This window comes from Kitasatospora sp. NPDC001261 (assembly GCF_042896795.1).
In the GTDB taxonomy this organism is placed as follows: Bacteria; Actinomycetota; Actinomycetes; order Streptomycetales; family Streptomycetaceae; genus Kitasatospora.
In genome coordinates this window covers 154,318-167,078 of the sequence record NZ_JBIAXP010000007.1, presented here as the reverse complement: position 1 = coordinate 167,078, position 12,761 = coordinate 154,318, and the positions used below count along the sequence as shown (strand labels likewise).

The 12,761-nt window shown below is 76.4% G+C and carries 10 protein-coding genes; 4 read left to right on the top strand and 6 right to left on the bottom strand.

Annotated elements, in window-relative coordinates; all coding sequences use genetic code 11:
• Positions 1–34: 34 nt before the first annotated feature.
• Positions 35–736 (top strand): aspartyl/asparaginyl beta-hydroxylase domain-containing protein, encoded by a 702-nt coding sequence (locus tag ACFY4B_RS11965; protein WP_049650443.1) that lies wholly within the window; start codon positions 35–37, stop codon positions 734–736.
• Positions 737–814: 78 nt separating this feature from the next.
• On the opposite strand, the gene ACFY4B_RS11960 is transcribed toward ACFY4B_RS11965, so the two are convergent.
• Positions 815–1,603, bottom strand: coding sequence for a sugar phosphate isomerase/epimerase family protein (locus tag ACFY4B_RS11960; protein ID WP_387967658.1), 789 nt, complete (start codon positions 1,601–1,603; stop codon positions 815–817).
• A 163-nt stretch (positions 1,604–1,766) separates the two neighbouring features.
• On the opposite strand from ACFY4B_RS11960, the gene ACFY4B_RS11955 reads away from it, so the two are divergent.
• From ACFY4B_RS11955 to ACFY4B_RS11945, 3 genes are all read left to right on the top strand, one after another.
• Positions 1,767–2,981 carry an ROK family protein gene (locus ACFY4B_RS11955; protein WP_387967488.1) on the top strand — a complete coding sequence of 405 codons (1,215 nt, stop codon included), beginning with the start codon at positions 1,767–1,769 and terminating at the stop codon, positions 2,979–2,981.
• 63 nt (positions 2,982–3,044) lie between these two features.
• Positions 3,045–4,073: a hydroxyacid dehydrogenase gene (locus ACFY4B_RS11950; protein WP_387967486.1), complete on the top strand. Its 1,029-nt coding sequence runs from the start codon at positions 3,045–3,047 to the stop codon at positions 4,071–4,073.
• Positions 4,074–4,076: 3 nt separating this feature from the next.
• Positions 4,077–5,351: a sulfatase gene (locus ACFY4B_RS11945; protein ID WP_387967484.1), complete on the top strand. Its 1,275-nt coding sequence runs from the start codon at positions 4,077–4,079 to the stop codon at positions 5,349–5,351.
• A gap of 47 nt (positions 5,352–5,398) precedes the next feature.
• On the opposite strand, the gene ACFY4B_RS11940 is transcribed toward ACFY4B_RS11945, so the two are convergent.
• The 5 genes from ACFY4B_RS11940 to ACFY4B_RS11920 form a co-directional block, all read right to left on the bottom strand.
• Positions 5,399–7,402 (bottom strand): hypothetical protein, encoded by a 2,004-nt coding sequence (locus ACFY4B_RS11940; protein ID WP_387967482.1) that lies wholly within the window; start codon positions 7,400–7,402, stop codon positions 5,399–5,401.
• 17 nt (positions 7,403–7,419) lie between these two features.
• On the bottom strand, positions 7,420–9,237 hold the full coding sequence (locus ACFY4B_RS11935; protein WP_387967480.1) for a dipeptide ABC transporter ATP-binding protein: 1,818 nt from the start codon (positions 9,235–9,237) through the stop codon (positions 7,420–7,422).
• Positions 9,234–10,079, bottom strand: a complete 846-nt coding sequence (locus ACFY4B_RS11930; RefSeq protein ID WP_387967478.1) for an ABC transporter permease — start codon at positions 10,077–10,079, stop codon at positions 9,234–9,236. The genes ACFY4B_RS11935 and ACFY4B_RS11930 overlap by 4 nt, the downstream gene beginning before the upstream one ends.
• Positions 10,076–11,035 carry an ABC transporter permease gene (locus tag ACFY4B_RS11925; RefSeq protein ID WP_074003745.1) on the bottom strand — a complete coding sequence of 320 codons (960 nt, stop codon included), beginning with the start codon at positions 11,033–11,035 and terminating at the stop codon, positions 10,076–10,078. The genes ACFY4B_RS11930 and ACFY4B_RS11925 overlap by 4 nt, the downstream gene beginning before the upstream one ends.
• Before the next feature lie 138 nt (positions 11,036–11,173).
• Positions 11,174–12,736 carry an ABC transporter substrate-binding protein gene (locus ACFY4B_RS11920; RefSeq protein WP_387967476.1) on the bottom strand — a complete coding sequence of 521 codons (1,563 nt, stop codon included), beginning with the start codon at positions 12,734–12,736 and terminating at the stop codon, positions 11,174–11,176.
• Positions 12,737–12,761 lie beyond the last annotated feature (25 nt).

Here is a 12,761-nt window from a genome sequence, read left to right as displayed (position 1 = left end):
CACGTCTCAGGACACACGGAATCGGGAGCGGACGATGAAAGGCTCACCCAGCGTCAACCACCCGCGTTTTCGGGCCGTCACCAACTGGATCTTCCTGCGCGGTGCGGGCGGCGAGGGCCGCCCGCGGATCATCCCCCCGCGCACGGTCTTTCCCGAGGTACGCGCCCTGGAGGCCGTCTACCCCGCCGTCCGGGCGGAGGTGGACGCGCTCCTGAGCCGCACGAGCATCCCGACCTACGGGACCTTCGACCCCGTGCGCGCGGCCCAGGTCTCGGAGGACTGGCGCCTCTACTACGCCTACATGTACGGCCGGCCCAACGAGCTGGCCAGGAAGGACTGCCCGGCGCTGCTCGACTTCGCGATGTCCACGCCCAACGTGGTCAACGCGTTCATCTCGATCCTGGACCCGGGCGTCGGCCTGCCGGCCCACCGGGACCCGTACGCCGGTGTGCTGCGCTACCACCTCGGCCTGCGGATCCCGAAGGACAACCCGCCGCGGATCAGGCTCGACCGCGACTACTACACCTGGCGGGAGGGCGAGGGAACGGTCCTGGACGTCTCGTTCGAGCACGAGGTGGAGAACCACAGCGACGAGCCCAGGGTCATCGTGATCGTCGACTTCCGCCGCCCGATGGGGCCGTTCGCCGATCTGCTCAACCGGTACTGCCTGCGCCTGAAGCAGAAGTGGGCCCCGCAGTTCGTCGAGGCCTCGAAGTACGACGTGATGCACAGCTGAGCGGCCGCGGTGCCGCGTGGGTGTGGGGCGTCGGCCTGGCCGGCGCCCCGCACCCGTGTGCCCCGGCGGGCGGGGTGCTCAGCCCGACGGGCGGTGCAGGGCGGCGAGGAAGGCCGCGCCCGCGGGGAGCAGCGGCGGCAGCGGGGCGGCGGCCGGGTGCCAGGGCGCCTCGTACTCCCAGCAGACCCAGGTGTCGGGCGGCAGCAGGCGCAGGCAGTCGGCGATCGGCAGGACGCCGGCGCCGAGCGGGAGCGGGGTGCGGTCGTGCGGGCCGGCGATGTCCTTGACCTGGACGTGGCCGAGGTACGGGGCGAGCGCCGCGTGGGTCCCGGCCGGGGTCTCGCCGGCCAGGTGGGTGTGCATCAGGTCCCACAGGGCGCCGACGGCCGGGTGGGCGACCCGGGCCAGCAGCCCGGCCACCGCCCGGCCGCCCCGGTGGGAGTCGTGGGTCTCGACGAGCACCCGCACGCCCAGCCGCCGGGCCTCCTCCGCGACCTCCGCGAGCCGCCGGACGGCCCGGTCGTCGGCCTCGGTGCGCGGGCCGTCGCCGCCGCGCGGGAAGACCCGCAGGCCGGCCGCGCTCAGGTCGGCGGCGAGCCGCAGGTGGGTGCGGAGCGCGTCGGTCACCGGGCGGTCCGACCCGGGGGCGGCGACGCCGACGTAGGAGGCGAGCGCGAGCGGGGCGAGGCCGTGGGCGCGCAGGACGCGGGCCGCGGTACGACGCTCCCCCAGGGTCATCGCCGGGTGGACGGACTCGCCCTCGGCGCAGCGCAGTTCGAGCCCCTCCCAGCCGTGCTCGGCGGCGAGCCGGGCGGCCCCGGCCAGCGGGAGCCCGGGGAGGCCGAGCGTGGAGAAGGCGAGCGGCACGGCGGCTCCGTCGTTCGTCGAGCGCCCCGGGCAGGGCAGGGCGGGCAGGGCGGGCAGGGCGACCCGCGTGGGCACGGAGGGCAGGGCGGGCCGGGCCAAGGATATATTCAAGCTGAGACAAAGTCCTGACCGTCCGGGCCCGGCCCGGTCCGAGGAGCGCGCGATGCCCCCGAGCCGTACCCCCGCCACCGCCACGACGCAGACCGTCGCCCAGGTGAACCAGACCGTCCTGCTGGAGGTGCTGCGGCGGCACGGCACGCTGTCCCGGCAGCGGCTGGCCGCCGAGAGCGGACTGAGCACCGCGACCGTGCACCGGCTGGTGGAGGTGCTGCGGGCCGAGGGGCTGGTGGAGGTGGAGACGGAGCGGGCGCCGTCCAGCGGCGGCCGGCCGCCGCAGCTGATCCGGTACAACGCCCGCGCGCAGACCGTGCTGGCGATCGCGGTGCGCCCGCGCCGGATCGTCGGCGTGGTGGCCGCGCTGGACGGCACGGTGCTGCACGAGGCCGAGCACCACTGGGTGTTCCCCGGCCCGGACCGGCCTCGGGAGATCGCGTCCGACGAGCTGACCGGCCCGCTGCTCGCACTGGTGGACGGCCTGCGGGACTGGGCCGGGCGGCACGCGGGCGCCCCCCGCGCCCTCGTCGTGGGCGTACCCGGGGCGGTCCGGGACCGCACCGGGCTGGTCGAGTTCGCGCCCGCGCTGGACTGGCCCGGGCTGCGGCTGGGGGTGCTGCTCCAGGAGCGCTACGGCGTCCCGGTGGCGGTCGAGAGCAACGTCAACCTGGTCGCGCTGGCCGTGCGGGAGTCGCCCGCCGCGGCCGGGGTGGGCGACCTGGCGGCCGTCGTGGTGGGCATCGAGGTCGGCGCCGGGATCGTGCTGGACGGCCGGCTGCACCGCGGCCGGCTGGGCGCGGCCGGGGCGCTGGGCCACCTGATGGCCGGGCACGCGGCGCTGGACCGGCCGCTCGGGCGGACCGGCGACACCCAGGCGAGGATCGGCGACCACGCGGTGGACCGGCGGATCACCGAGGCCGGTCTGACAGTGTCCGGCACCCCGGCCGAGCGGGTGGCGGGGCTGTTCCGGCTGGGGCGCGAGGGCGACCCGGCGGCGGTCCGGCTGATCGGCGAGCTCACCGACGACCTGGCGCTGCTGGTGGCCAACCTGAGCACGGTGCTGGCGCCGGAGCTGATCGCCCTCGGCGGGCGGCTGTTCTGGGAGAGCGGGGGCGAGCTGCCGGCCGCGATCGAGAGCCGATTGCAGGGGCGGGTGCCGGTCCTGCCGCGCCTGGTGGTCGTGCACAGCACCACCACCGAGCTGGTCGGCGCGGCCGCGGCGGCGGTCCGGCTCGCGGACGGGGCGACGTTCATCACCCGCTGAGGACCGGGGCCGACCAGCCCTACCGCCTCCTCCCACTATTTCTCACTGTGATAGAAACTCCTTGTGCGTCAGCGACCCGAGGAGAACCGGATGCCCACCGCCGCCTTCGCGATGGACCCGGAGCGCTTCCCCGACGTGTACGGCCCGCGGGCCCGCGCCCGGGTCGCCGCCCGGGCCGAGGTGCTGGCCGACCCGGCCTCGCCCGACGGGGTGTGGAGCGCCGAGCGGCTGGCCGCCGCCGCGCCGGAGGCGCTGCGGGCCGTCGAGGTGCTGTTCACCGGCTGGGGCGGGCCCGTCCTGGACGCCGCCGCCCTGGCCCGGCTCCCCCGCCTGCGGCTGGTGCTCTACGCGGCCGGCTCGGTGCGCCGGATCGCCGGCGAGGCGTTCTGGGCGGCGGGCGTCCCGATCGTCACCGCCGCCCACGCCAACGCCGTCCCGGTCGCGGAGTTCGCCGTGGCGCAGATCGTCTACGCCCTCAAGGGCGGCTGGCGCCACGTCCTCGACGCCCGGGCCGCCCGCGCCGCCGTCCCGGCCGCCCGCACCCCGGGCGGGTACGGCTCCACGGTCGGCGTCCTGTCGCTCGGCGCGGCCGGGCGCCTGGTCTGCGAGATGCTGCGCGGCTACGACGTCGAGGTCCTCGCGCACGACCCGTACGCCCCGGTGCCGCCCGGGGTGCGCGCCGTCGGCCTGGACGAACTCTTCGCCGCCGCCGACGTGGTGAGCGTGCACACCCCGCTCCTCCCGGCGACCCGCGGCCTCGTCGACCGGCGGCTGCTGACCTCGATGAAGCCCGGCGCCACGCTCGTCAACACCGCGCGCGGAGCCGTCCTGGACGAGCCCGCGCTGCTGGCCGTCCTCGCCGAACGCCCGGACCTCTTCGCCGTGCTGGACGTCACCGACCCCGAGCCGCCGCTGCCCGGCTCACCGCTGTTCACCCTGCCCAACGTGGTCGTCACCCCGCACCTGGCGGGCAGCCGGGGGCTGGAGCGCCGCCGCCTCGGCGACCTGGTCGTCGGCGAGTTCGAGCGCTGGCTGGACGGGGCCCCGCTGCGCCGGGCGCTCGACCCGCACACCTACGAACGGATGGCCTGACCCGTGCCGGATCCACAGAGCCCCGACGTCGTCCTGGTCCTGACGGACCAGCAGACCGCCGACGCGATGGGCGCCGCCGGGAACCCGTACCTGCGCACCCCCGCGATGGACGCGCTGGCCGCCGCCGGCACCCGCTACCCCAACGCCTACTGCGCCCAGCCGCTCTGCACCCCCTCCCGGGCCAGCCTGATGACCGGCCGCCTGCCCAGCACCGTCGGCGTCACCGGCAACACCGGCGGCCCCGAGGACCCGCTGCTCGGGCGCCTGTTCACCGAGGCCGGGTACGACTGCGGCTACGGCGGCAAGTGGCACCTGCCGGAGCTGGACCTGCCCGCCGACCGGGGCTTCCGCCGGATCCACCCGGCGGGCGGGGACGACGCCGGACTCGCCCGCGCCGCCGCCGGGTTCGTCCGCGCCCCGCGCGAGCGGCCGTTCCTGCTGGTCGCCTCCTTCCTGGAGCCGCACGGCATCTGCGAGTGGGCCCGCGGCCAGGACCCGCGCACCGGCCCGCTCCCGCCCGCGCCGCCCGTCCCCGAACTCCCGCCGCTGCCCGCCAACTTCCCGGTCGGGCCGTACGATCCGGCGCTGCCCCGGCTGGCCCGGCTGGCCCAGCCGCACACCCACCCGACGGAGCAGTGGCGGGAGGACGACTGGCGCCGCTACCGGCACGCCTACTACGCCCTGGTGGAGCGGGTGGACCGGCACATCGGCCTGCTGCTGGCCGCGCTGGCGGAGCGCGGCGGCGACCGGGAGACCGTGGTGGTGTTCAGCTCCGACCACGGCGACGGCGCGGGCGCCCACCGCTGGAACCAGAAGTGGGCCCTGTACGAGGAGTGCGTGCGGGTGCCCCTGGTGGTCACCGGCCCCGGGGTGGCCGCCGGCGCGGTCGACGAGCGGCTGGTCGCGGCCGGGCTGGACCTCATCCCGACGCTCTGCGACCTGGCCGGGATCGAGGGGCCGGACGGGCTGCCCGGCCGCAGCGTCCGCGCGCCGCGGCCGCACGACAGCGTGGTGGTCGAGACCCGCTGGGAGATCCCCGGCTTCAACAACGCCCTGGGCCGGATGGTCCGCGCCGGGCACCACAAGTACGTCTGCTACGCCTGGGGCGACCACCGGGAGCAGCTCTTCGACCTCGCCGCCGACCCCGGCGAGCTGGTCAACCTCGCGGTCGACGCCCGGCACGCGGCGCTGCTCGACCGCTTCCGGGGCCTGCTGGCCGGGCACTGCGCTGAGGTCGCCGACCCGTTCGCGCGCTTCGTGCCGCACACCGCGCGCTGACGCGAAAGGGGCCGGCCCGCCCGGGCCGGCCCCTTCCCTCGCGGTCGTTACGGCCGGACGGCGATCAGCTCGCGCCCGCGCAGCGTGTAGAGCACGCCGTGCTCGTCCGCGGCCAGCCTGGCGCCGCTGTACCACTCGGCGTCCAGCCCGACCAGCACGGTGGCGGCCAGGGTCTCGCGGTCCAGCCGGAACAGGCTCCGCTCGCTGACCCCGTACAGGGCCCCGCCGAGCGCCAGCAGCCGCGGGTTGGCGCCGGAGACGGCCCCCAGGTCGGCCCGCCGCCCGATCACCGGCACGAACCCGGCCCGCCGCGAGCCGCACAGGTCGACGGTGAACGCCCGGCCGTTCACGGTCAGGCCGTACAGGGTGTTCCCGAGCACGGCGAGGCTGCTGACGCCCGCGCCGAGGTCGGTCGCGGTGCGCCACAGCTCGCGGCCGGCCACCGGGTCCCAGGCGGCCAGGTCGCCGCGCGGGCCGGTGGGCCGGGCGTTGTCGCCGCCGAGGAAGGCCTGGCCGTGCCCGGCGGCGACGGCGCGCACCAGCTGTTCGGGGCCGAGCGGGTCGGTGTGCACGGTGGGCCGGCCGCTGCCCGGGCGGTAGGTGACGAAGGAGCCGCCGCCGGTGGTGTCGGCCTGGACGCCGAGCAGCAGCAGGCCGCTGTCCGGGTCCCGGCGGATCACCTGCGGCCGGTTCTGCTCCTGCGGCAGCGCGGCCTCCTTGACGGGTGCCGGGTCGCTTCCCGGCCGGTAGCGCCAGATGCCCTGCGAGGAGTAGACGCCCAGGTAGAGGGTGCCGTCGTCGAGGACCACGGTGTCCTTGGCCTCGCCCGGCACCGGGAGCTTGCGGACGGTCCCGGCGGCCAGGTCGTGCAGGGCGAGCGAGCCGTTGCCGCCGACGTAGACCCGCCCGGCGCGGGCGGCGACCGACATGCCGAGCTGGGCGGCGGCGGGGGCGCCCGCCTCGACCAGGTCCCGGGTGGCGACGGCCCCGGTGCCGAGGTCGAGGGTCCAGACGGTGCCGCCCTCGGTGACGCCCGCCAGGGTGTCGCCGAGCCGGCCGAGGCCCCAGGAGTTGCCGTCCGGCACCGGCACGGCGAGCTGGTCGAGCGCGCCGGTGGCGAGGTCGTGGCGCCACAGCACGCCGTGCTCGGTGGAGGTGAACCAGAGGGTGTCCCCCCGGCGCTGGAAGTTGGTGACGCTCTTGGTGCCGGGGACGGCGAAGGAGCGCAGCACCCGGTGGTCGGCCGGGTCGAGCAGCGCCACGTGGGCGGGCGCGCCCTCGGTGGAGACCGCCAGCAGGTCGTCGCCGAGGACGGTGATCCGGCGGATGATCGTGTCGCCGCGCAGGTCGGGCGGGGTGATGTCGGTGACGGCGCCGGTGGCCCGCTCGACGGCGTACAGGCCGGCCCGGGTCGCCCCGCCGCCGCCCGCGAGGTTGCTGCCGACGCCGAGGTAGGCGTGGGTCGCGGTGGCCGCGACGGCCCGGCCCTGGGTGGCGTTCGGCGCCGGGGAGGCGACCTCGGTGACGGCGCCGGTGGCCGGGCTCCAGGCGTAGAGGCCGGGGCCGGCGGCCCGGCCCTTCTGCCGTCCGGTCGCGTAGACCGTCCCGTCGGGCGCGACGGCCACGTCCCGGACGTCGGCGCCGGGGACGCTGCCGAGCGCGGTGAGGGTGCCGTCGTAGCGGTAGAGGTTGGCCGCGCCCGGGGCGTCGGTGACGCCGAGGTGGAGCACGCCGCCGTGGGCGGCCGAGCCCTGGACGAAGTTGCCGGTGGGCAGGTCGACGGTGGCGGTGACCCGGCCGGTCGGCAGGTGGTAGCCGATCACCCGGGCGGGGGCGAGGTTGCGCGAGCCGATCCACAGGGTGTCGTCGACCAGTGTGGCGCTCATCAGGGGGAAGTCGCTGTTCCCGGGGCCGAGTCCGGTCACCTCGGGCTCGCGGGCCGCGGGCGCGGCGGGGGCCGCCGCGGCGGCGGGCGGGCCGAGCACCGAGAGCGCGGCCACCGCGCCGGTGCCGAGCAGGAGTTGGCGGCGGGAGGGGTTCACGGCAGGCATGGGGCTCCAGGGTCCGGTCATGGGCGGGGCGGTTCGGGAGCGCCGGCGGCCGCCAGCAGCTCCCGGGTGTACGGGTGCGCGGGGGCGGCGAACAGCTCGGCGGCGGGCGCCCGTTCGACCACCCGGCCGTGCCGCAGCACCAGCACCTCGTCGCAGAGGTGCCGGACCAGCGCGAGGTCGTGCGAGATGAACACCAGCCCCACGCCGTGCTGTTCGCGCAGGTCGGCGAAGAGGTTGAGGATCTGCGCCTGGACCGAGACGTCCAGCGCGGAGGTCGGCTCGTCGGCGACCAGCACCTGCGGGCCGACGGCCAGCGCCCGCGCGATCGCGACCCGCTGGCGCTGGCCGCCGGAGAGCCGGTGCGGCCGGGCGTCGAGCACCGCCTCCGGCAGGCCGACCAGCTCGCACAGCCCGCGCGGGTCGCGGTCCCGCAGCCCGTGGGTCGTCAGCGGCTCGGCCAGCGCCTCGCGCACCGTCATCCGGGGGCTGAGCGAGGCGTACGGGTCCTGGAAGACCAGCTGCACCCGGCGCCGCAGTTCGCGTTCCTCGGCGCGGTCGGCCCCGGCCCAGGAGCGGCCGTCCACCCGGACCGTCCCGGCCTGCGGGCGGACCAGCCCGAGCAGCGCGCGGGCCAGGGTGGACTTCCCGGAGCCGGACTCGCCGATCACCCCGACCGCCCGGCCGGGCGCGGCGCCCAGGCTGACGCCGTCCAGCGCCGGGGGCCGGCGGCGGCCGTAGCGGACGGTGAGGCCCTCGGCGACCAGGACGGGCTCGGCGGCCCGCTCCACCCGTCGCACCTCGACAATCTGACGTTCTGTCACTACCGCCTGCGCCACCGGACGATGGCAGGCGAAGCCGGAGTCTCCGGTGTCGGTCCACTCCGGCGCCGAGTCCGTGCAGCGGTCGGCGGCGGCCGCGCAGCGCGGTGCGAAGGCGCAACCGGTCAGCACCTCCCCCGCTGCCGGCGGGCGTCCGCCGATGACGGTGAGCGGCGCGCCGGGCGGGCCGTCCAGCCGGGGCACGCCGGCCAGCAGCCCGGCGGTGTACCGGTGCCGGGGCGCGGCCAACAGGCCTGCGGTGGGCGCCCGTTCGACGATCCGTCCGGCGTACATCACCTGGACGGTGTCGCAGCTGCGGGCCACCACGCCGAGGTCGTGGGTGATCAGCAGGACGGCCGTGCCGGTCTCGTCGCGCAGCCGGACCAGCAGGTCCAGGATCTCCACCCGGGTGCTCGGGTCGAGCGCCGTGGTCGGCTCGTCGGCGATCAGCAGCTCGGGGCGGTTGGCCATCGCCATGGCGATCAGCACGCGCTGGCGCATGCCGCCGGAGAACTCGTGCGGCCGGTCGCGGTAGCGGCGCGCGGGCTCGGCGATGCCGACCAGGTCGAGGAGTTCGAGCGCCCGGGTCCGGGCTTCGCGGCGGCCCGCGCCGTGCACCAGGGCGGCCTCGGCGAGCTGGCGGCCGACCGGCATCCGGGGGTTGAGGTGGGCCAGCGGGTCCTGGAAGACCATGCCGATGCGCCGGCCGCGCACCGCGCGCACGGCGGGCTCGGGCAGGGCCAGCAGGTCGGTGCCGTCGAAGCGGACGGTGCCGCCGGTGGTACGGCAGCCCGGCGGCAGCATCCGGTTGACGGCCAGCGCGGTGAGCGTCTTGCCGGAGCCGGACTCGCCGACCAGGCCGAGGATCTCGCCCGGCCGCACGGTGAGGTCCACCCCGCGCACCGCCTCGCCGCCGCCCGCCGTGACGCGCAGGCCGCGCACCTCCAGCAGCGGCGGGCCCGGCACGGCAACGGCGCTGCCGGCCTGGGCCGTTGTGAGGGCATCGGTCGTGGTCACCGCAGTCTCTCCCGGTTGAACGAGTCGGCGAGCAGGGTCAGGCCGAACACCAGCAGGCCGAGCAGGACGACCGGCGCCAGGGCGTAACCCGGGTGGAGGAAGAGGTACTTGGAACCGGTGTTGATCATCGTGCCGAGCGAGGGGGCGGGCGGCTGGATGCCGAGGCCCAGCACGCTCAGGCCGCCCTCGGTCTTGACGGCGTGCGCCATCGCGACGGCCAGCAGCGCGGTGGTGGCGTCGACGACGTTCGGCAGCACGTGGCGGCGCAGGATCCGGCCGCGCGGCACACCGAGCACCCGGGCCGCCACCACGTGGTCGCGGGCCAGCTGGGCGAGCAGGGCCGCCCGCGCCTGGCGTCCGAAGGAGGGCAGCGCGCTGAGCACGATGGTGGCCACCACGGTGCCCAGCCCCGGGCGCACCAGCAGGGCGAGCGCGAGGCCGAGCAGGACGCCGTGCAGGCCGAGCAGCAGGTCGAACAGCCGTTGGACGGCCTCGCCGAGCAGCCGGTTCAGCCCGCCGAGCAGGCCCAGCGCGGTGCCGAGCACGGCGGCCGCGGGGACGGCCAGCAGGCAGACCAGCAGTTCGGTGCGGATCCCGGCCAGCGCCCGGGCGAGCAGGTCGCGGCCGACCTCGTCGGTGCCCAGCAGGTGGGCCGCCGACGGCCCGGCCAGGGCGTCCGGGCCCTGCCGGTAGGGGTCGGCGGCGAACAGCGGGCCGAGCAGCCCCAGCAGCACCACCAGGAGGACGAGGAGCGCGCCGGTGCGGCCGCGCCGGGTGCGCAGCGCGGCCGGGAGCGCGGGCGGGGCGAGCCGGCGGCGGCGTACGGCGAGGGTGCTGGTCACCGGTCCTCCCCGGTGCCGGCGCGGGCGATCCGCGGGTCGAGCCGGCCGACCAGCAGCTCCGAGCCGAGCTGGACGAGTACGGCGACGGCGACGGCGAGCATGATCAGGGTCTGGGCGACCGGGTAGTCCCGCTGGTTGATGGCGTCCAGCAGCAGCTGGCCCAGGCCGTGCCGGGCGAAGAGCTGTTCGGCGACCACCGCGCCGCCGAGCAACTCGCCCAGGTGCAGGCCGAATTCGACGCAGAACGGGGCCAGGCTGTTGGGCAGCACGTGGCGCGCCAGGACCCGCCGGGGCGAGGCCCCCTTGGCGACGGCCGTCAGCACGAACTCCTCCTGGCGGGTGCGGCGCAGCTCGGTGGCGAGCAGCCGGGCCAGCACCGCCGCCCCCGGCAGCGCGAGCGCGACGGCGGGCAGGGCGAGGTACTGGACGGCGAGGTCCGGCGCGGTGAACAGGTCCCGCTCGCCGCCGGCGGGCAGCAGGCGCAGCAGGACCGCGAAGACGAAGACGAAGAGCACGGCGGTGACGTACACCGGCAGCGCCAGCAGGGCGGTGGCCAGCGGGTCGAGCACCCGGGCGAGCCGGCCGCGGCGCTCGGCGGCCAGCGCGACGCCCAGCAGCAGGCCGAGGACCAGCATCAGCAGCCCGGCGACGAGGGCGAGTTGGACGGTGCTGCCGACGCTCTGGCCGATCAGCCGGGTGACCGGCTCCCGGTAGTGGAAGGAGCTGCCCGGGTCCCCGGTGAGCAGTCCGTGCAGCCAGCCCAGGTACTGGACGGGCATCGGCCGGTCCACGCCGAGGCTGCCGGCGAGCCGGTCGCGCTGCTCCTGGTCGGCCTCGGCGCCGAGCGCGGCGGAGACCGGGTCGCCGGGGGCGAGGCGGAGCAGCAGGAAGACGGCGACGGAGGCGAGCCAGAGCGTGGCCAGCGCGCCGGCCGCCTTTCTGGTCCAGTAGGGCACGGGGGTACTCCAAGGGGGTCGGAGGAGCCGCCCCAGGGCGGTGGGGGTCGCCCTGGGACGGCCGTCAGGCGGTGCGTCCGACGGTGCGGCGCGGCGACGGCGCCCGGCGGTACGTCCGGCGGTGTGTCAGGCGGTGTGTCAGGCGGTGCGCCGGGTGTCGTCGAGCCGCAGGTAGCCGAGCGCGCTGGTGGCCACGCCGCGCACCGAGGAGGCCAGGGCGTAGGTCTCCCAGGCGTGCGCGAGGGTGATGTGGAAGGACTCGGTGAGCAGGTACTCGGACAGGTCGTGGTTGACCTCGGCCCGGGCCTGCTCGTCGGCGGCGGCGAAGGCGCGGGACTGGAGGTCGGCGTAGGCGGGGTCGGTGACGTGCGAGGTGTTCCGGCCGACCTGGAGCGGCCCGGAGACGGTGATCCCGCTCAGCGGGGAGACGCTGACCATGCCGTGGTTGGCGATGAACAGCCCGTCCAGCGTGCCCTGTTGGATCTTCGGCTGGAGCGCGGCGTTGTCCAGCAGCTGGACGTCGACGCCGAACCCGGCCTGCTCCAGGTCGTACTTGACCAGTTCCACGAGGGAGGCGAAGACCGGCGAGTTGGCGGCGGTGAGCGGCACCCGGGCGCCCTCGGCGCCGGCCTCCCGGAGCAGTCCGCGGGCCTTCTCCGGGTCGTGCGGGTAGCGGGTGACCTGGTCGGGGGTGACGCCGGGGGTGTTGGAGGGCCAGGGCAGGCTGCTCGCCTCGGCGTGGCCGCCGTACACCTGGGCAACGATGCGGTCGCGGTCCACCGCGTACTGGAGGGCCTGGCGCACCCGGCGGTCGCCGAAGGGGCCGCTGGTGACGTTCACGCCGAGGAACGCCTGCTGGTAGGAGGACCTGGCGGACTGCACGGTGAAGGCCGGGTTCCCGCCGAGCACCTTGAGGTCGCGGCCGGGCACCGCGCCGATCAGGTGGGACTGCCCCGACTGGAGGGCGGACAGCGCGGCCTGGCTGCTGGTCACCGACCGGACGGTGATCCGCTCGAAGTGCGGCCGGCCGCTCTGCCAGTAGTGGTCGTAGCGGGCCAGGTCGAGCTGGTTGCCGCCCTTGAACGCCTGCCAGGTGAACGGCCCGGTGCCGTTGACCCTGTCGGCGGCCTTGCCGTCGACGTAACTGCGGGCGTCCACCACGGGGTTGAAGGCCAGCGCGTCGAACAGGTTGCTGGTGGGCTTGGCGAGCGTGAGGGTGACCTCGTTCGGGGCGCTCGCCCGGATGTCGGCGAGCCGTTCCAGCAGCGGCTTGACCTGGGAGGACTTGGCCGCGCCGGTGAGCGAGAAGACGACGTCGTCCGGGCTGAGCGGGCGGCCGTCGTGGAAGGTGACGTCCTCGCGCAGCTTGAGCACGAGCCTGGTGCGGTCGGCGCTCCACTCCCAGGAGGTGGCGAGCCAGGGCACGGGCTGGAGGGTCTGCGGGTCGAGGTCGACCAGTCGGTCCAGCACCAGGTTGACGAATACCGGGGTGTCCGGGCCGCGGTGGAGCAGCTGGGTGGGGTCGGGGGCGGCACCGTAGACGATCTGGAGGTCCGGCGCGGAGGCGGTGGCGGGGGCCGCGGCCCCGCCGGCGGCGTCCTCGGTGGCGGAGCGGCAGCCCGCCGCCAGCAGGACCGCTCCGGCGCTCAGGCCGAGGAAGCCTCTTCGGGGCAGGCCGTGGTGGCGGGCCGCGTCGCTCATGGTGGTGCTACCTCTTCGGTTCTCG

What these genes read in the sequence shown, in the direction of transcription:
- ACFY4B_RS11920 (WP_387967476.1), bottom strand. Translation starts at nt 12,736, where the DNA reads ATGAGCGACGCGGCCCGCCACCACGGCCTGCCCCGAAGAGGCTTCCTC.
- ACFY4B_RS11965 (WP_049650443.1), top strand. Translation starts at nt 35, where the DNA reads ATGAAAGGCTCACCCAGCGTCAACCACCCGCGTTTTCGGGCCGTCACC.
- ACFY4B_RS11940 (WP_387967482.1), bottom strand. Translation starts at nt 7,402, where the DNA reads ATGCCTGCCGTGAACCCCTCCCGCCGCCAACTCCTGCTCGGCACCGGC.
- ACFY4B_RS11955 (WP_387967488.1), top strand. Translation starts at nt 1,767, where the DNA reads ATGCCCCCGAGCCGTACCCCCGCCACCGCCACGACGCAGACCGTCGCC.